This is a genomic window from Paenibacillus phytohabitans, assembly GCF_013141775.1.
In the GTDB taxonomy this organism is placed as follows: domain Bacteria; phylum Bacillota; class Bacilli; order Paenibacillales; family Paenibacillaceae; genus Paenibacillus_AQ; species Paenibacillus_AQ phytohabitans.
This window is the reverse complement of the sequence record NZ_WHOB01000017.1, coordinates 78,146-98,541: the sequence shown is the minus strand read 5'-3', so window position 1 is coordinate 98,541 and position 20,396 is coordinate 78,146. Positions and strand designations below refer to the sequence as shown.

Below are 20,396 nucleotides of genomic sequence, written 5' to 3'. Positions count from 1 at the left end.
AACGTTTCTCCAGAGATCGCTGAAATAAAATTGATGAAAAACCGGACGGCGGAATTTTATGTCTCCAAAGATATCATCAACGATGGAACGAACGGCCGGGTCGAATGGACCTATAAATCTCAGGCCGGTACGTACTTATCCAATCAAAACGCCAATGGAAGCTGGGGGGATGTAGATTATGCGAGTACAGCCTCCAGTGCCAATGGGAGGGCCTGGTCGCCTTATCTCGCCTTAGACCGGCTGCAGTCAATGGCTCAGGCGTTTGCTGATCCGAAGGGTCCATACTATCATAATGAAACCCTGTTAGGAGGCATTCAAAAGGGGCTGGACTATTGGTTTACGGTGAAGCCGACATCCACCAACTGGTGGGAGACCGGAATCGGCAAGCAATTAAGGCTGGGGAAAATCGCGCTTTTATGTGAAGGCTATTTAACAGAAGCGCAAGCTTCCAATATAATCGGCACGCTGGACAGCAGCCCTCATACTGTCGATGGAGCCAACTCATCCTGGTACAATCAGAATTATATGATCCGCGGCTTATTGCTGGAGGATGCCCAGATCGTCCGGAACGCTGTGGAAGCGTTTAATGTGCTATCCAATGTGACGGCGACTGTGACGGGAATCCAGTCAGACATGTCATTCTTCATGCATGGCAAAACGAATTATACGACGGGCTATGGAAGAAGCTTTGCCAGAGATATGTCATTCTGGGCATATGTAACCTCGGACACCTCATTCTCGTACAGCAAGGCGGCGATTGATTCGTTATCATCCTACCTGCTGGACGGCACCAGGTACCTCGTGAGAGGCGATGTTGCCGATCTGGGTATGGGGATGAATGGACCGGAGTGGCCGGATTATGCTAGCGCGGCTTTGACCTTCTATGAAGATCCGCTGCAGTGGATGCAGGCGGCCAATCCGAAGCGCGCAGCCGAGTTTGCGGGTTTTCTTGAGAACATCCGCAGTATTGGTACGAGCACGAGCAACGGACTGGATGCTAGCAATATGACGCAATGGCAGACGCTAGTCTCCTCGCATATGCGGGATGATTATGGGATTACGGTCAAGATGTCTTCCAGCACGGTCAAAGGCGGGGAGTGGAGAACCATTAATCCTAGCGGATATAACCTGCTCTACTGGACGCCGCAAGGAGCCACTGCCATTCAGAGAACCGGGGATGAATACAGGACGGTTTACCCGCTGATGGACTGGGCCCATGTTCCAGGTACGACGGCACCGTATGTACTCACGAAGGATGCGAATTTCAACAATCCCAAAACATTTGTAGGCGGCGTGACCAACGAGCGTTATGGAGCCACAGCGTTTGATTTCAACAAGCTGAGTACAAGCGGCAAAAAAGGCTACTTCTTTTTCGATGATGAAATGGTGGCGCTAGGCACAGGTATCGCTTCAACTAACGCTGCACCGGTCCATACAACATTGAACCAAAGTCTGGCGGCAGGGGATGTGCTCGTAGACGGAAAAGTAATAGCGGACGGAACGGTGCAGGCTAACGGGCGCTGGGCATATAACGATAAGATCGGCTATGTTTTCCCGAATCCTACCGGCTTTCAAGTGAAGCGGGAGACGAAGACGGGAAAATGGGGCGATGTCATCACGGGAAGCTCAACGGAGCCGATCACCAAGCCGGTTTTTTCAATATGGCTCGATCATGGCGTGAAACCGACTAACGCTTCCTATGAATATATCGTATTGCCGAATAAAACCCCTGAAGAGGTCAGCAGCTACGCAAGCGTGAGCCCGAGCCCGGTCAGTATTCTTGCGAATACACCGTCGGTTCAGGCAGTCCGGCACAATTCCCTTGGCATTGCGGAATTGCTGTTCTATCAACCCGGGACGGTGACGCTAAGAGACGGCTTGACGGTCACCGTGGATAATCCGTCCACGGTAATCATTGACGAATCCGCTTCACCTGTACGCATCTCGGTCGCTAATCCAGAAACGCCGGGGATTACAGTGAACGTAACGCTGAACCGTAACGGAGAAAAAACCACGACTACCTTCAGACTCGGCAAGGATACGTTTACCGGCCGGAGCATGACGCTAAACGAGGGAACCTCTCTCGACGACAGAGGGTTCGATCTCGCTTACAGTAAAGGAGCGACCGCTTCCTCCAGCCAAGGCAAGCAATTTGCCTCGAATGCAACCGATCTATACAGAAGTTCCTATTGGAGTTCAAGTGCTTCGGACAACGAGTGGATTTATGTCGATCTGCAAGATCAATATATGATCCATAAAGTTAGGCTAAATTGGGAAAAGGCGTACGGGAAAGGCTATAAAATTCAAGTGTCGGAGGATGCTGTCACCTGGAAGGACGTTTATACAACTTCGATGGGGGATGGCGGAATCGACGAACTTTCCTTTGGTAAGGTCAATGCCAGATTCGTCCGGATGCTGGGCGTTCAGCAGGGCACCGGGGACGGCTATTCGCTTGCTGAATTTAATGTGTTTGAGGCAGTGGCACCCAATCTCGCCGAAGGCATGAAAGTAACGGCAAGCTCGGCCAGAGCCGCCGATGTGTCTCCCGGAAATGCGGTTGACGGGTCATTGACGACCCGCTGGGGATCTAACTATGCTGATCCGCAGTGGATTTACGCCGATCTTGGCTCCAGCCAACCCATCACGAAGGTCATGCTGCATTGGGAAAGTGCGTATGGGAAGGAGTACCAAATCCAGATTTCTGACAACACGGCGGACTGGACGACAGTATACAGTACCGCCACCGGAGACGGAGAAATCGATGAGATCTCCTTCGAACCGGTGAATGCAAGGTACGTCCGGATGTATGGTACGAAAAGAGCGACCACGTACGGCTACTCGCTCTGGGAATTTAAAGTGTATGGTCCAGAGAACGTACAAAAGGTTCCAGCCCGGGTTGAACTAGAAGCAACGCCATCTTCCGTGGCGGCTGGAGGCAAAGTGTCCGTTACAGGTGTAGTCTACGATGGCGCCGATCTTCCGGTCCCCGGCGTGGAGGTCGAAATCGCGTCTGCATCGGGCAGCATCGAAACGGCTAAAGCAGTAACGGACGTTAACGGCCGGTTCAACACGGTCTATACCGCGCCTTCCGCAGCCGGAGAAGTGACGATCGCGGTTGTCCTGCCTGCAAGTCCGACCGTGACGGATACGGTTACCGTATCCGTGAACCAGGACGTACAAGTGCCCGCCCGAATCGAACTTCAGGCAGCGCCGTCTTCCGTGACATCCGGAGGCATCGTATCCGTTACGGGAGCCGTCTACGACAGTGATGATCTTCCGGTATCCGGCGTAGAGGTCGAGATCGCGGCTGCATCGGGCAGTGTCAATGATGCCAGTGTGGTAACGGACGTTAACGGCCGGTTCAGCACAGTCTTTACAGCGTCGTCTGCTGCCGGAGAAGTGACGATTACAGCAGCCTTGACCGCGAATCCGTCTGTGAGCGGGACGACTACCGTTTACGTAGAAGGGGTCGTACAAGTGCCCTCCCGGATCGAACTCCAGGAGGCACCGTCTTCCGTGATGGTTGGAGGCAAGGTGTCCGTTACGGGAGTCGTCTACGACGGCGGCGATCTTCCGGTCCCGGGCGTAGAGGTCGAAATTGCGGCCTCGTCAGGGAGCATTGAGAGTGCCAAAGCAGTAACAGACGCGAACGGCCGGTTCAGCACGGTCTTTACGGCGCCTTCCGCAGCCGGAGAAGTGACGATTACAGCCGTCTTGACGGCGAGTCCGGCCGTGACGGATAAGATTACCGTCTCCGTAATTAAGGCTGCACAAGTACCCGTTCTAATCGAACTCCAGGCGACGCCGTCTGCCGTGACGGTGGGAGACGATGTATCCGTTGCGGGAATCGTCTACGACAGTGACAATCTTCCGGTCTCCGGCGTGGAGGCCGAAGTCGCAGCTTCGTCGGGCAGCTTCCAAAGCTCAAAGACAGTCACGGATGCGAACGGCCGGTTCAGCATGGTCTTTACAGCGCCTTCCGCAGCCGGAGAAGTGACGATTACAGCCGTCTTGACCGCAAATCCGTCCGTTACGGGGAAAATAAACGTTTCCGTAAACGAGCGTTCAAACGGCGGAAGCGGAGGACATTCGGGAGGAGGAGCTCCCGTGAGTCCGCCGGTAACTCCCAATAATCCGAACGTTAATCCAAGCGATGATCCAAACGGCGGTTCGGACACGCCGGACGTTCCGGTACCCGGTCATGCCTTCGCGGATATTGGCGGTCATTGGGCCGAAGCCAATATCCTGGAAGCAGAGAAGAGGGGAATGATCACAGGTTATCGGGACGGCTCGTTCCGGCCCGATCGCACGGTAACGCGCGCTGAATTCGCGGTGATGCTGGCGAATTCGCTGAAGCTTCAGAACGAAGAAGCAATCCTGTCCTTCAAGGACACTGACCGGATCGGGCAATGGGCCAAGGCAGCTGTTGCACGGGCTGTAGGCTTGGGGCTTATCCAGGGAGATAACAATAGTAACTTCCGTCCCGATGCGCCTATGACGAGATCGGAAATGGCCGTAATGCTGGCGAGGGCATTAGACCTTGTACCCAAAGCTCATTCCGCTGGATTCGCGGATGACCGCGACATCCCGGTCTGGGCGGTTGGAGCGGCAGCCGAGATGAAGAATCTGGGGATTATGCAGGGTAAGGGTAATAACTGCTTCTTCCCGAAAGATGCCGCGACGAGGGCGGAAACGGTCACGGTTCTGCTCAGAACGCTTGCAGTGAAGGATCAGGAATAGGAAGTAGAACAAATTCGGCCGGGAAAACCTGCTTGAGGGCAATTGAAGGAATGAACCCAACAAGTTGGACATACAGTGGAACTACAGGAGGTGTTGCATGGTTATCCAACTTAGTATTGCTTTGGCTGCAGTTGCTTTTATCTGTCTGGTTGGTTTCTTGATTCTTACGCTGCGCAAAGGAATGACTACACTCTCAGAGACCAATAAGACGCTGGTTGACGTAAGAAATGCGATTCATGGCTTAACAGGAGAGGCTACCCAACTCATTCATACGGCTAATCAGGTTACCAGGGATGTGAAAGGTAAAATCAAAACGATAGATCCGATTTTTGAATCTGCGCACAATGTGGGTGAAGTGATTCAGACCGTGACAGAGACATTCAAAAAAAACGCTTCGGAAATAGGGCAAAATTTAAATCAAGAATCCGAAAAACCTCCAGTCAAGCAACAAAGCATCCCCATTCGCGTCAATACAAAATTTCAATAAATTTCAGAAAAAGACACCTTAAGGGGTGTCTTTTTTGTTTATGCGAATCTGGCTCTAACGGCCCCTTGTAAGCTCAACAAAGCTTATGCCGGGTATCATCTCACTGCGAAATAATCATTAACTCATAATACCGCAGAATTACTGCCAATATGAGCAAATGATTGTTTAAGCACCCTTTTCACATTTGATATGCTCGGGTTGTCCGAGAGGGTTCATCTCATCCTGCTTCAACGGTTCGGATTAGCCGGTACAAGAGGAGGTGCAAGAGGAGCATCACAGATTATTGCAAGCGGTTACAGAAGGATCTGCAACAAATTAAAATTAGGAGGCAATGAAATGAAAAGGACAGTTGCAAAGGTAACCAGTATAGTTTTGTTATTTTCTCTTGCACTATCTCTGATCGCCGGCGGATGGGGAACTACGGTAGCACACGCTGCGGGTCTTACGATAACGGGCAGTGGAGGCGGAAATGAAGCTGCTTATGTGGAGTGGTCACCAGTAAGCAATGCATCGGGATATAATGTATATGTTAAAGCAGCGGGCGCAGCGGACTCCCAGTATCAGCAGATTAATAACGAGTTGATCCGTAAGTATTCTTCCTATTGGAGAGCTGATGCCGTAGGGCTTGCAGCCGGAAGTTATGTGATGAAGGTTGAGGCCGTATCATCAGGCGCAGTGACGGCAAATACTGTCTCAGGAACGCTGGCGGTAGCGCCGTATGACCGGTCCGGATTTGCTTTTTCAGCCAATTCGCAATTTGGTACAGGCTCAGGTGCTTACAATGATAATGGGACGCTCAAAAGCGGGGCACAGGTGCTGTATATCACCTCCCAGAATGCACAAACCGTAACGCTCGGTGTGAAAACCAGCAGCTCGGGTACAGTACAAACCGGTGTTGGTCTGGGCGGAATTCTGACACTGAGACAAAAAGGCTACGACACAACACCGCTGGCCATCCGGATTATCGGAAAAGTTACAGCGGCTGACCTAAGCGGACAGCTCAACAGCAGCGGTTATCTTGAAGTCAAAGGTAAAAACAATTATACGGAAATGAATATTACCATCGAGGGTATCGGGAAAGATGCGTATGCCTACGGCTGGGGAATGCTGCTTAGATATACCGGGAATGTCGAAGTCAGAAATCTGGGCGTGATGTTATTCCCTGACGACGGTATCTCCATGGATACAGGCAATGCGAATGTATGGGTGCATAATAACGATATTTTCTACGGCTCTGCAGGAGGTGACGCGGACCAGGCTAAGGGTGACGGTTCAACGGACCTCAAGAAAGGCTCAACGTATATCACTATCTCGTACAACCACTATTTTGATTCCGGAAAAGCGGCTCTGGTCGGACTTAGTGAATCTGCAGAATTCTTTGTTACCTTCCACCATAACTGGTTCGATCATTCGGATTCCCGTCATCCGCGGATTAGAGTGGCTTCTGTTCATGTCTATAATAACTTCTATGATGGGGTCTCCAAATATGGTGTCGGCGTTACAACCGGAGCCTCGGCTTTTGTAGAATCGAATGTGTTCAGAAATACTAAAGATCCAATGCTTAGTTCCCTGCAAGGCACAGATGCTATAGGGGAAGAAGGAACGTTCTCCGGCGAAAACGGGGGTGTGATTAAAGCCTACAACAACAGTGTTGTTGGTGCGGCAAGTCTGATCTATGCCAACTCCAGTACCGGAACCGCTCCGGCGAATGCTACCTCGTTTGATGCCTACTTAGCTTCTTCGAGAAATGAGACCGTCCCAAGCTCATACAAAGCTCTAGTCGGCGGAACGGCGTATAACAACTTCGATACGAGCGTTGATACGGGAGTTAGTGCCTCAGATGTTGATAGCGTGAGCACTGTGGAACAGGTCGTTACGGCAGAAGCTGGACGCCAGGGCGGTGGAGACTTCACATGGGCTTTCAATGACTCTGTGGATGATGCATCGTATGCACTGAATGCCGCGCTGATGTCTGCAATCAGAGGTTACACGTCTGGGCTTGTATCGGTAGGAGGCAATTCCAGTCCGGTTGGGCCTACTCCGACTCCAACAGCAACACCAGCGCCAACAGCAACACCAGCGCCAACAGCAACACCTGCGCCAACGGCAACTCCGGTGCCGACAGCGACTCCAGTACCGACTGCAACGCCTGTACCAACAGCAACACCTGTACCAACGGCAACTCCGGTGCCGACTGCAACGCCAACGCCCACTGCTGGGGCAATTGTTCATAACTTCACTACATCCGGAACAACGAGCAGCTTCTTCTCTATTTCCGGGAATCTCTCCACGAGTAAAGGAACTGTAGTATATGGCGGTCTGACCTTAACGCAATGTCTGAAAATCGAGAGCGCTACCAGCATTGGATTCACAGCAGCCAAAGCCTCGACTTTAACATTAGTGTTCAACTCCGAAGGAACCAAAGTTAAAGTAGATGGAACCAGCTATACTATCACGAATGGTATTGCTACGGTCTCTGTTGCAGCGGGTGCGCATACGATTACGAAGGATAGTACTGCGAATTTGTATTATATGAAGGTGGAGTAGATAGTTTTAAAATCATAAATAAAAGACACCCTTAGAGGTGTCTTTTTAAATTGATCCTAAGAATCACGGAGATTGATCCTTGTTTATTTTTGTGATATTACGTCTAAGCGTACCACGTACACTCTGCAAATATGCTACGCTGATTTTATCGAATATAATTATGTAGCCGATAAAGGAGGCTCTTATGCCAAACATTCTCGAATCTCTATATCATGGCAGTTTATTTCCTAACGAGGATAGTATCTCCAAGGACGCCAATTACCGCCCGCTCAACAGGCAAATTACCGAATCTCTAGAGACTTGGTAGCAGAAGCTGTCCGCAGGCGAGTATGAGGAGCTGGAGTCTTTATTAGAACTGTATTCGCAAGTACAGGGGCTGGAGATGACAGCTGCATTTGTGTGGGATTAACTATATTTATTTTTCTACATAAGCTTTGCAAGTATAAATATGAGCGCGATTGTTAAATTAATCCTTTATAATCATAGGAAATTCAATTTTTAACCATAAGGGGTGCAGGATGAGAAAAGGGATTATTAGGTTAGGATTAATAAGTTTGATATTGCTTTGTACAATGGGTGCTACCGTAGTTAAGAATCCGCTGGAGGTTACCCAAAAGCTGTACGTCAAGAACGATCAGGGAAACAATATCATCTTAAAAAATGCAACGGAGTATGAGATGAAATGGTTCATAACCGATAAGAGTCCTTTTCAACAATACAATTTGTATAGGGGACCGGATGGGTTGATCTATGCTCAGAGTTTTGAAGAAATCATCGCAATTAATGCCAATTCTGGTAAATTCAGCTGGAGACTTCCGAGCGATTGGCAGGGCAATCTTGGATCCATGTTAGGGGCGGACGGAACCTATTATAACCTTAATTATGATGATGTGAAGCATTTATCCTCTACGGTATATCAAGCAGATGTCATGCGTTTTTCAAGTTCAGGAGAAGCAACCACCATGAAAAATATTAAGCTGCAGATAAAAACCTTTTTTGAGGATGGCGCTTTATTCGATTTTTATCATGCAGGAGATAGCAAGGGGAATTATATTGTTCTGACGGATAAAGGCCTGCAGTCCATCGGTAAGGATGGATCAACGAATTGGCTGTTGACTACTATTTCCTTAAAGGATAGAACATTGGACTTCAACGACATAGGAGCGCTTAATGCGGATTCTAATGGTCATGTTATTGTTGATTTCACAGATGCCCAGGCTATTCTGGATACGAGCGGGAACATTATACGGGTTGAGGATTATAGCGAGATAAAAGCTAAGCCCGTAAATTATTCAGACGTGGGCGATAAGGACGGGCATGGCGGCTATTACATACTTAATGATAGAACGAATACTCTTCAGGATCTGGATTTCAAGACACGTAAGCCGAAGTGGAGTTATTCATTGAATCAATATGAAAAGGCTGCCGGAATAGGTTTCTTCTCAAGAAGCTTTGCGACAGACATTAAGGGCAATGTATACTTCGGCGCCAATAACGGCAATGTGTATTCATTAGATTATACCGGGAAGCCGCGCTTTACGCTGTCGGTTGGCAGCCGTTCACTCTCTTATCCAGACATCCTTAGCGTAAATGATAATCTCACGGTTATTAGTGTGAATAACAACATCATCTGCCTGCAAAAAAAGAGTAAATAATTGTCTGAGATTGAATTGCAATTTCTGTTCCGAAAAAAAGGAGGACGGACCCTTGCGGGCCGTCCTCTCGTCTATTTTTAATTACACATTCCCCCATACCGCTCAATCGCCATATCAGCCGTCTTCAGCATACGCCGCTTAAGCTGCTCGCCCTGAGTAATTTTCACACGTAACCCAAGGAACCGGATTCGGGATAACAGGAACTCGCTGTCGTCTCTCATGTAGTTAACATGGATCTGGTAGATGCCGGAGGCTTCATCAAAAGACACGGACTTATCGAAACAGGAGAAGGCAGACAGGATACGCGATAGCTCCGCATTAAAGGTGGGAATGACTTGAACGCAGGCGGATTCCTTCAGGCCGTCTAATAAGCGCGCTATCCGTGCCTTCAGGTCGTCAATCCGTTTGGCAGGGATGGGGAATACTTCGACCGACACAATGTTGCGCAGTTTGGTGGACATGAGCGAACGCTGCCGGGTGCTGTACCATTGCAGATACCACTCCCGCTTATACATGTTGTATTCCAGCTTGTGCGGGAACCCGGCCTGATCCGTTCGTTCGCCTCCATGCTTAATCTGATATGCAATCAGGATGCCTTGATTCTGCATAATCATGCGGCGGAGCGTGCGGAGCAGCGGATGGTAGACCTGGCGCTCTTTACTGCGGGCCTTCTCCATAATAATCTCCCCTACTTCAATAGAAGCCTCGGGTTCCAACAGCGTATTCAATTTACTTAAAGTTTCTGGTGTAAAAGCCGCCTCCGAAGCCGGATGCCTAAGCATTGTTTTCAGCCAGGAACGTTCCTGGGAGGTCAGCGCGAGGGAACCTGCTTCATCAAGACGTGAGATGATCTGGAAATTGAATATTTTCTCAAATGGATTCATAGTAGCTCCGGAGCTCCTTCCATTCTGCAATAAATTGCTTACGAAGCCAGCGGGGTTCTAAGATCTCACAGCTCGAACCGAAGCTCCGTAACCAGGGCTTGATTTCATAAATCTCGTTCACTTCAATCTCGTACAGGAACGTTGAATCGGACTCCTCTGTAATCACGCCCCATTGTCCCTGCGCCTCAACCCGCTCCCGGATGAAATTAGCGCCAGACCGGCTGGGGTTATAGAATCTGACAGCTACCTTAACCGCACGGTTAGTATCTGTAACCCAGCTGTTCTTCAGCTGTGCTTCCAGAGCTTTAAGCTTCTCCGCATATTCTTCTTCTTCCACGGGTTCGCCCTCTTCAATCTGCGTAAGGCCCTCCATCCGGAATTTCTTGATCCCCATCCGCGCATGATGCCCGATTAAATACCACCGCCCATACTGATGGTCGTAGACGACGCGTAGCGGAAGGATACTATCTGTAATACCCGCAGACTCCCGCTCAAAGAGAGGGTTCGTATTCTGGGAGGTGTAGTTCATTCCTTTTTTCGGGGACAGATAGAGAAACCGGATTCTCCGGCGCTGCTGAATAGCACCGAATATCGTGTAGAGATGAGCCTCATCAAGAATACGTGAATGGTAATTGTATTTATATCTATGGGTTTCTGTAGCTTCGGGGTTAAATCCCCGCTTCCGCAGAACCTTCTTCAGGGTGTCGCGCAGCAGGTAGCCCTGTACAGACGGAATCTGTGTATTAGCGATGACATCCACGTAGTCATAGAGGTCCAAAAGCTGGTCATCTGTTAGCTGGTCAATCAGGTCGTTGGCAGCCTTGTACCGGTAAGGACGCCGCTCATTGACACGGAGAATGACGCCGACTTCCTCCAGATATTTCAGATCGCCCCGGATGGTCTTCTCATCAGGCAGCGGCGAATCGGCGGGCATTTGCTCACTGCACAGATCCTGCAGATCCTTGGCAGTCCGCTCCTGAGTCTGGAGTGCTGTTAAGAGTAGAGTAAGCCGGATGCTCTCCGTTTCCTTAAGCGACTTGGCCCGGAACAGGAACAGCAGCAGCGGGTCGGCAGACTCATAATAGTTGTAGCGGAGCCACTCGGAGAGCTCGGTTCCTTGCTCAGCAGGCAGATCCTGCTGCAGGACAGTAACCATTTCCTTCAGGTTGCGCAGCGTTTTGTCATAGGTATGTACGGAAATGCCGAGCCGGTCGGCGAATTGTTGTCTGCTGTAGGCTCCCCCGGCTAAAGACAGCATGCGAAGAAACTGAATTTCTTTATCGAAACTTTCCTTGGCCATTTGTATTCCTCCAGCCTGTAGCGCATCCATTAGAAGTGATAGTACTTATTTATATTAAGCACCAGAGTTGAATAAAATGGAAGGTTTTTTGCCTGCCGCCATACTTCCGCCCTGTTCGTGAATGGGAAAATGAGGGAAGATAGGTTCATGAAGCTGAGTTGAACTGGAGTGATAACAATGATCCCTATAAATAAGCTTATCCTGGAGCAGTTGGAACAGATTGAAGAGGAAGAGCAGGTTAGCATCCTCTATGCCTGTGAATCAGGCAGCCGGGCGTGGGGTTTCCCCTCGCAGGATAGTGATTATGATGTGCGGTTCATTTATCTGCATAAGCCGGAATGGTATTTATCTATCTACGATAAACGGGATGTCATAGAGCGTCCGATTAACAATATGCTGGATATCAATGGATGGGATTTACGTAAGGCGCTTAATTTATTCCGCAAGTCCAATCCGCCGCTGCTGGAGTGGCTGCAATCGCCGATTCAGTATGCAGAGAAATTCAGTGTAGCCGGACAGCTTAGAGGGATATCGCCGTATACCTTTTCACCGAAATCGTGTATGTACCATTACTTGAACATGGCTAAAGGCAATTACCGCGATTACCTGCAGGGTGAGCAGGTCAAGATCAAGAAGTACTTTTATGTGCTGCGCCCGGTTCTGGCCTGTGAATGGATTAACCGCTATGAAGAGATGCCGCCGATGGAGTTCGATGTGCTGGTAGAGCGGCTGATCCCGCAGGATGGAGAGCTGTGGCAGGTAGTGCAGCAATTGCTGGCACGGAAGAAGTCCGGTGAGGAACTGGATGTTGAGCCGCGGTTAAGCGCGATTAATGATTATTTGGAAGAGCAGCTTCAAGTGCTGGAGAAGGTCGCAGCGGCGGCCTTGAGTATCAAAGAGGATAACCGGGACCAGCAGCTGGATGCCCTTTTCCGGGAGGCGCTGCAGGAAGTATGGCGCTTAAATTTATAACCAAAAGTGAAAAGGATCGAAGGGGAATTTTGGAACTGTAGGAGCGTTAGCGATCGCCTTTATGGTTGGATTTCTACCGCAATTAGCGGTCTAAATAAGGAAATCCAACCATAACAGCGGCCGGAAGTCCAAATATTCACCGTAGTGACGACTAAGCTTTAAGTTAGGTTTTTAGTTTAGCTTATATAGAACGACTGACAGGAGGAAGATCGTAGTGGCTATTGTACAACTGAAATCAACAAATCCGCAGTTCACCTTTTTGATCAAAAAAAATCCGCAGAGCGGCATGCAGCTTCGCCCGGTCCGCAAAGGAATAGCCTACGGCTGGTATTCGGATGATGCTACCTATAACGTTTTTTTCAAGGATGCAGATAATGAACTCTCCTATAAGCAGAACGACAGTGACAGCTTTGAGTATCTCAATGTCTCCCGGTATAACACCCCGCTGTTTCCGCTGAATGCGGTTAATGAGTTCTTCTCCACGCCTGTTAAGGCGCAGGATGAGCGGGACATTGAAGGCTATGAGCATACCTTTTTCATCAATATGGTTCAGGTGGAGCGGCTGCATTATATTGAATTTTTCAACAAGCATCTGAAGGATTATACCTTCTCCCTGCAGCATCAGGCGCATAAGAGCTACTCACTGACCATTACCACGCATAAAAGCCTGTATCACCTCCTGCATGTGACTCAGGTGCTGTCCCTGTTCTTATCCATATTTGGAGATGAGTATATCGATATTTCAGACCGTATTCTGGATAAATATATCCGCAGCCTGAATGTGATTGATGCTCCTTTTTATATCCGCAGTCTGTTTGCACGGAGCTTTCTTACTACCCGGGAGCTGTTCAAGCGCTACAAAGCCTCTATTGAGCAAACGGAGCAGGTTTCCATCGGGCTGGAGTATGGCGGTACGGCGATGCAGCGGCGAACATTTATCTCAGGTGTGCTTCCATTTAATAAGCCGGTTCTGGATATCGGTTGCGGGGAGGGCTTCTATGCCATTCCGTTTGCCGGGAAGATCGAGAGTACCTATTACGCCGTGGATATCAATGCAGAGCTGCTGGAGATTGTGAACCGGAAGGCAAAAGCCAAGCAAATCGATAACATCGCCACCTTCGGCTCGCTGGATCATTTTCTGGAGTCGTATAACGGGGAGCAGGTCGATGTGATTCTGACCGAAGTGGTAGAGCATATGAGCGAGGATGAAGCGGCTGCGCTGATCCGGCAAATTATCGGAAGTGTGGATTTCGGACAGCTGATAGTAACGACACCGAATGCCGACTTCAACCGCTATTATGAGCTGGACGGATTCCGGCATGAGGATCATAAGTGGGAAATGGGTATTGATGCGTTCCGTGATTGGTTTACAGATACAATTCAAGGCCTGGCCGTTGAGGCGGAGTACGGGATGGTCGGTGACCGGGTAGATGAGATCCGGACAACGCAAAGCGCGATTGTGCGCAGAAAGGAGGAATAGACAGTGGACATTCAAACACGGGTAGACACGATATTCATGCTCGTTGGAGCAACGGAATGCGGAAAAACGACATTTGCCAAGGAAGTCCTGATCCCGCAGCTGAAGCTTGCGGATAACTCCACAGGGCTGCGCACGAATGTGCAGTACCTGTCCTCGGATAGCATCCGGCAGGATATCTTAGGTTACGATTACGACAAATATGATCAGGTGATGCTGGAGGCGAGCTCGCATACGTTTCAATTGCTGTTTGAGCGGCTGAAGCTGGTGACCTCCTGGCCGATTAACGCGGAGTTTGTGATTATGGATACCATTGGACTGGCTGAAGATTACCGCAGTAAAGTCCGCGCCATTGCCCAGGAGAACAATTACAATCTCGAGGTTATTCTGTTCGATTACCGTAAGCGGGAGGATTATTATGCCTCGGAGCGCTCGAAGAAGCTGATTTCGGGCCATCTGAACCGGCTGAGAAAAGAAGTGCTGCCCGTATTGTCCCGCGAAGGCTACAACAAGATCCATAAGGTGCGCGCGAAGGATTTCCTTCTGGAAGGGGAGGCTGAAGGCCAAGGCCAAGGTCTGCCAAACCCGGATTACCGGGTGAATATTGAGGATTGGGAGACTTACGCAGCCTCGGTACTTCCGCAGGATCAAGAGTATATTGTGGTCGGCGATGTCCATGAGTGTGTTCAAGAGCTTCAGGGGCTCCTGCGCAGCTATGGATATAAGCTAGAAGAAGGTAAGTTAAGCGCTACAGATAAGCTGAGTAACACAAAGATCATTCTTGTAGGGGACTGGATAGATAAAGGCAAGCAGACCCGGGAGACGATAGAGTTCCTGTACGGGAATCGAGAGCATTTCCTATTGGTAATGGGCAACCACGAGAACTTTGTCTACAAATACCTGCGGGGTGAGATTCAAGGGACCGATCCGGAGCTGCTAAGAACGTATTTCGATTCGACCCAAGTTTTAAAAGAGGACGCTGAGCTCTTCAGTAAATTCTCGGTACTGGTGGAGGATTCCAAGCCCTTTTACCGCTATATCGGCATGCAGGGTCCTTCCTTCTATGTTACGCACGCGCCTTGCCGCAATAAATACATCGGGAAGCTGGATACGAATTCGCTGCGCCATCAGCGTAACTTCCGGCTGGACCGTGAGGCTGCGTATGAGCAGCAGCTTGACTTCCTGAAGCAGGAGGCGGTGAGTAATCATCCGTTCCATCTCTTTGGTCACATTGCCGCCAAGCAGACGTTCCGCATCAAGAACAAGCTCCACCTCGACACAGGGGCTGTGCAGGGGAACGGGCTGACATCTGTCCGCATGTCGTTCAAGCCTTTCTACAAAAGCCATAAATCCCATCAGATTGTGCTGCAGGAAGAGCTGCCGACGTTGTTCCATGAAGAGCAGCCCGTATCGCTGCAGGAGCTGGATTACGAAGCTGTGCGCAGACTGCAATATTCCTCGCGGAACCGGGTCAACTTTATCTCCGGGACGATGTCGCCTGCCGATAAGGATGTGGCTGCCGGTGAGCTGGAGTCGCTGCGCAAGGGTCTGAATTATTTCGCTGACCGTCGCGCTTCTGAAGTTGTCCTGCAGCCCAAATATATGGGATCACGCTGTAGTGTGTATCTCTACCGGGAGATAGAGCAGTGTTATGCGGTCAGCCGTAACGGCTATAAGGTCAAGGCGGTTGATTTGGCTCCAATCTACGAAGGTCTGCTGCAGAAATTCGAACCGTATATGGCTGAGCAAGGCATTCGTGTGCTTCTGCTGGACGGGGAGCTGCTGCCGTGGAAGGCGCTTGGCGACGGGCTGATTGAACGCCAGTTCAAGCCGATCGGGAAGGCGCTGGAGACAGAGCTGGAATTCTTAAGACAACACGGGTTCGAAGAGTCGCTGGGTAAGCTGATTCAGGATTATGAGGCGAGCGGATTTGAGCAGGATCAGCATCATCTGACCAAAGAGGCGCTTAACAGCAGCTATGGAGCTCATGTGTACCAGACGTATAAGCATATCCGTGACATAAGGGATTCCTACGTGGACCTGGACCAGCGGGATGAAGCTTACCGTGTATATCAACAGCAGCTGGAGCTGTATGCGGGTGACGCGGAGCTGGAGTATAAACCTTTTGCCATCCTGAAGGAAGTGCTGGAAAGTGGAGATGAACGGATACCTGACGGCCTGACTTCGGAACAATACCGTTTCCTAAATGACGACGAAATTCTGGTGCTCGACTTGAATGAGTCGGATGCCTACAGTAAGGCAGAGGCGTATTTTGCAAAAGTAACGGTGGAAAAGGGTATGGAGGGTATTGTGATTAAGCCTGAGCAGGAGCAGCAAGGGGTAGTCCCTTACCTGAAGGTCCGTAATCCCGGCTACCTGTCGATCATCTACGGGTATGACTACAAGTTCCCGCATAAATATGCCAAGCTAATGAAGCAGAAGAATATCACTCCCAAGCTGCGCACGTCCTTAGCCGAGCACCGGCTGGGCAGACAACTGCTGGAAGTGAAGCTGGATGAAATTTCGGCCGATAACGAGGTCTACAAGCAGATTGCGGCCAACCTCTTGTTTGAGGTAACGAAGGAGAAGGAGATGGATCCGCGGTTGTAGCGGGAGGTTACACAGACTGCCGGGAAGATCCCGGCAGAATGCATTGAAGTACACTATGCAGAAAAAATAGGAGGGCAGACCATAACGGTCCGCCCTCTTCTCTATTCCGTATATTTACCTTCTTATCCCATAACAACCAGCACATCGTTCTCTGCTGCCAATTGGGTAACCGGAATCAAGTCGCCCTGAATTTCTTCGCCGTTAATGACGATATGCGATACTCCCTTTTGCACGCCGTTCTTGTTCTCAACCCGGATGTTCAGCTTCTTGCCGCGGAATTCCCGTACCATAGAGAATTCTGTCCAGTCGGAAGGTACGCACGGATTCAGGCGGAGGCCATCCTTCTGCGGCTGAACCCCCATAATGCCCTCTACCAGAGAGACCATAACGGTCGAGGCGGTGCCGGTGAGCCAGTGGACATGTGCCCGGCCCTGGTACGGGCTGTCTTTGGACTCTACGAACTGGCCATGTACGTAAGGCTCCAGCTTGCGGACTTCGGCTTGATCGTTCATGCTGGCCGGACTGCAGTTCAGGAAATACTCGAACGCGCGGTCGCCGTTGCCGATCATCGTCTCGGCCAGAATCAGCCAACCCTGCGGCTGGCTGAAGATCCCGCCGTTCTCCTTGGTGGAGGCGTTGAAGAGGGCCATTAGCGCTACAGGCAGACCGTATTTACGGAACGGCGGATAGAAAATCATAGAGCCGTAATCGGTCCGCAGATTCTCGTACACTTTATCCATAGAGAGCTTGGCCTGTTCCGGACGGGCAGCGCCGCTGAGTACCGCCCAGCTTTGCGGATTCAGCCAGATTTTGCCCTCATCGTTCTCCCAGGAGCCGATGGTATAGTTGTCTTCGGTGAACCCGCGGACGAACTGGTCATTCTCCCAGGCATGTTTTTGAATATTACCGTCCAGCTCTTCGAGCAGCGCCTGTGCCCACTCTACATCTTCCGGCTTGTTTTTATTCTGGGCAATTTCCATGAATACTTTGAAGCCCATGTAGAGCTGGAAGGCAACGAACAAAGACTCCCCTTTAGCTCCAAGCCGCAGACAGTCGTTCCAGTCGGCATGCAGCCCAACCGGCATCCCGTGTGCACCCATGCGGTCCAGGCTGAACTGCAGGGCCTGGCGCAGATGTCCATATACGGTATCCTCGCCTTTATCCGAATAAGGAACTACTTCATCCGTAAAGCCCCAGTTACCGCTTTCATTTAAGTATTTGATAACCGTCGGGAACAGCCACAGGGCGTCATCCGCACGATAATGGGGATGTCCGGTTTCCCGCACGTATTCCGGGTCGTCCGGTGTGCCTTCATGGCCTGGATTATGATCAAATTTGACGAGTGGCAGTCCGCCGCCATTGGAGACCTGGGCCGAAATCATCAGTCGTAGGCGCTCAAGGGCCATCTCATGATCCAGATGGATAATGCCTTGAATATCCTGCACGGTATCCCGGTAGCCGAGCCCGTTACGCAGACCGGAGTACTGGAAGGAGGCAGCACGCGACCAGATGAAGGTAATGAAGCACTGGTAAGCATTCCAGGTGTTGATCATATTGTTCAGATTGTCGCTCGGGGTCTGAACCTGGAAGCGGTTAAGCTTGCTGTGCCAGAACGCCTTCAGTTCTTCGAGCTCCTTCTCTACCACAGACAAATCCTTGTAGTGACTCAGAATCTCAGACGCCCCCTGCTCATCATACTGTCCCAGCAGGAAGGCGACTTCTTTCTCTTCTCCCGGCTGCAGCTCCACATTGATCTGCAGGGCGCCGCAGGCATTGGTATTGTAGTTGAGTGAATTTGAACATTCGCCGTTCGCAACGGAAGCCGGGTTCCCGTAGCTGCGGTAATCGCCCAGGAAGGTATCACGGTCGCCGTCGTAACCGGTAACTTCCGCGCCGGCTGCGCCGAAGAATCTCCAGCTCTGCTCTTCGGGGATATTTTCGTTGATGACCTGAAGGATCATATTATTCTTATAGTAGGTGCGTGAGATAAACAGGGTGTACTGCAGGTTGACGGTATCCTGCTCGTAGTTGTTATTGTTGGTTAGTTCGGCAAATCCGAAGAGAGCCAGCTTCCGGGGTTTGGTGCCGTCATTACGCACCTTCATCCGCCATACCTCATAGGTTTTGTTCAGCGGCACATAGTATAACGATTCCGTATGGATGTTATCGTAATCCGAGACGATGTTCGTGTATCCGGTTCCATGATGGCATACCGATTGGTATTGTTCCAGATCTTTACCCACTGGCTGCCAGGAGCCGGACCAATAATCCCCGTTCTCCAGGTCTCTTACATAAATGTAGCGTCCCGGCTCGTCCTTAGAGTTGAAGTGGTAGCGGAGATGCCGTCCATTGGCCCCGGACTTCACGAAGCTGTAGCCGCCGGCATTTCCTGAGATAATCGCGCCGTATTCCGGCGAGCCAAGATAGTTGGCCCAAGGGGCAGGTGTATTAGGCTTCGTGATGAGATACTCTTTGTTCTTTTCGTCAAAATGACCGTATTGCATAACCATTCCTCCTACAAAGTGGATGACAGGCAGGAGTGTAAACACGCGTTCACAAACGGTTGGAATTTCCCGCCCAATCTCATTATAAGACAGTTCCAGCCTACTAAGAAACCCTAATTTTTAGTGTAAAAAGCAAACAATATAATATTTTTATAGATGTTTGTTATATTGAATAAGCATCTATAGATAAAAGCAGTCCTTCCCCCTAAGGAGATGGACTGCTTTTTTAATTAGCAATTATTTGATTGCGGCGTCTACTTCCTTCTCAAAGGCCTCCAAATACTGATTGAAGATTCCGGTATCAAAATTCGCGGTGGTATCGTTGGCTTTGGGCGGATTCTGTTGAACCAGGCTGTATAGACGATCAGTTTCGGAGGAAAGCTTCGTCCAGACCTGTTTAAGAGAATCATACTTGGAATCAAGACCGGTGATATAGCTGTCGTATTCCTTTTTCTTATCCATGGTCTTGGCCAGCTGCTCAACGGTGAAATTGATATCCAGACTCTGTCCTGTACTGCTGGTCCCGCTATTAATATACGAATGGATGTCAACAAATCCCTCGTTCCACACGTCGGAGATTACGAAATTCCGGATCTCTCTTAACATTTCGCTAGGAGCAGGTACGGTTGATATCGAAGCTTCCGGGACTGGCTCTTTGAAGACCTTTCTTGCTTCGCCGAATGTTTCCTGGTCTGATGAATCTGTTGCCCAGATAATTTTCAGGTCACTGATAAGAACGATCAATTCGCTTTTGGGGTTAGAGGCCTTTTGGCCTTGAATTAGCACGGCCTCAACTTTCATTCCGCCTTCATCAGAATAATGTGTAGATTCGAGAACCTGGGGACTCTTAAGTTTCTGGTCATCAGGTGTTTCTACGGATTGAATCATTTGAAACAGCGGCTGGGCATCCGGATAGACGTTGTCTGTAATGAAGGTTTTTTTTGCTTCACTATCCGATCCGTTTAAGAAAATGTTAACGTAGTCAAGCGCCACAGCTTCTGTATCAGACAATTTTTTTGGTGCAGGTGTTGGTGCGATAGTAAGCTCAGGAGCGGGTGTCTCTGAAGGACTCACTGAAGAAGCCTGTGTTTCTGCCGAAGCAGCAGCTGTAGACGCCGGAGACTCTGCCTTGTTCTTATCCGAGCTGCAGCCCGATAGCACCATAAAAGCAATGATCAAACCGATAACAAATTTTCTCTCCATTTTGTAATTCCCCCTGG

Annotated in this window: 12 protein-coding genes; 8 read left to right on the top strand and 4 right to left on the bottom strand. The window is 49.9% G+C overall.

Annotated features, from left to right (window positions below):
- The first annotated feature begins 33 nt into the window (after positions 1-33).
- From GC101_RS04945 to GC101_RS04930, 5 genes are all read left to right on the top strand, one after another.
- Positions 34-4,740: a polysaccharide lyase family 8 super-sandwich domain-containing protein gene (locus GC101_RS04945; protein ID WP_171716362.1), complete on the top strand. Its 4,707-nt coding sequence runs from the start codon at positions 34-36 to the stop codon at positions 4,738-4,740.
- 97 nt (positions 4,741-4,837) lie between these two features.
- Entirely contained in the window at positions 4,838-5,227 is a 390-nt protein-coding gene (locus GC101_RS04940) for a DUF948 domain-containing protein (protein WP_171716361.1), read from the top strand.
- Positions 5,228-5,563: 336 nt separating this feature from the next.
- Positions 5,564-7,774, top strand: coding sequence for a pectate lyase family protein (locus GC101_RS04935; protein WP_171716360.1), 2,211 nt, complete (start codon positions 5,564-5,566; stop codon positions 7,772-7,774).
- Positions 7,775-7,958: 184 nt separating this feature from the next.
- Positions 7,959-8,081 (top strand): DUF6809 family protein, encoded by a 123-nt coding sequence (locus GC101_RS36705; RefSeq protein WP_343049596.1) that lies wholly within the window; start codon positions 7,959-7,961, stop codon positions 8,079-8,081.
- Positions 8,082-8,292: 211 nt separating this feature from the next.
- The gene (locus GC101_RS04930) at positions 8,293-9,429 is read left to right on the top strand and encodes an outer membrane protein assembly factor BamB family protein (protein WP_171716359.1); all 1,137 of its coding nucleotides are present in this window, start codon (positions 8,293-8,295) and stop codon (positions 9,427-9,429) included.
- Positions 9,430-9,506: 77 nt separating this feature from the next.
- Here the strand turns inward: GC101_RS04930 and GC101_RS04925 are convergent, their stop codons facing one another.
- Positions 9,507-10,313 (bottom strand): WYL domain-containing protein, encoded by an 807-nt coding sequence (locus GC101_RS04925; RefSeq protein ID WP_171716358.1) that lies wholly within the window; start codon positions 10,311-10,313, stop codon positions 9,507-9,509.
- Entirely contained in the window at positions 10,300-11,613 is a 1,314-nt protein-coding gene (locus GC101_RS04920) for a helix-turn-helix transcriptional regulator (protein WP_171716357.1), read from the bottom strand. Before GC101_RS04920 ends, GC101_RS04925 begins: the two co-directional genes overlap by 14 nt.
- A gap of 177 nt (positions 11,614-11,790) precedes the next feature.
- On the opposite strand from GC101_RS04920, the gene GC101_RS04915 reads away from it, so the two are divergent.
- The 3 genes from GC101_RS04915 to GC101_RS04905 all read left to right on the top strand — a co-directional run bounded on the left by GC101_RS04915 (position 11,791) and on the right by GC101_RS04905 (position 16,672).
- Positions 11,791-12,585 (top strand): nucleotidyltransferase domain-containing protein, encoded by a 795-nt coding sequence (locus GC101_RS04915; RefSeq protein ID WP_171716356.1) that lies wholly within the window; start codon positions 11,791-11,793, stop codon positions 12,583-12,585.
- A 214-nt stretch (positions 12,586-12,799) separates the two neighbouring features.
- Positions 12,800-14,065 carry a methyltransferase domain-containing protein gene (locus GC101_RS04910; RefSeq protein ID WP_171716355.1) on the top strand — a complete coding sequence of 422 codons (1,266 nt, stop codon included), beginning with the start codon at positions 12,800-12,802 and terminating at the stop codon, positions 14,063-14,065.
- A gap of 3 nt (positions 14,066-14,068) precedes the next feature.
- A complete protein-coding gene (locus GC101_RS04905; protein WP_171716354.1) occupies positions 14,069-16,672 on the top strand; it encodes a metallophosphoesterase in 2,604 nt (867 codons plus the stop codon).
- Positions 16,673-16,794: 122 nt separating this feature from the next.
- Here the strand turns inward: GC101_RS04905 and GC101_RS04900 are convergent, their stop codons facing one another.
- Together GC101_RS04900 and GC101_RS04895 are read right to left on the bottom strand one after the other, a co-directional pair.
- Positions 16,795-19,176, bottom strand: a complete 2,382-nt coding sequence (locus GC101_RS04900) for a glycoside hydrolase family 94 protein (RefSeq protein WP_171716353.1) — start codon at positions 19,174-19,176, stop codon at positions 16,795-16,797.
- A 237-nt stretch (positions 19,177-19,413) separates the two neighbouring features.
- The gene (locus GC101_RS04895) at positions 19,414-20,379 is read right to left on the bottom strand and encodes a hypothetical protein (RefSeq protein WP_171716352.1); all 966 of its coding nucleotides are present in this window, start codon (positions 20,377-20,379) and stop codon (positions 19,414-19,416) included.
- Positions 20,380-20,396 lie beyond the last annotated feature (17 nt).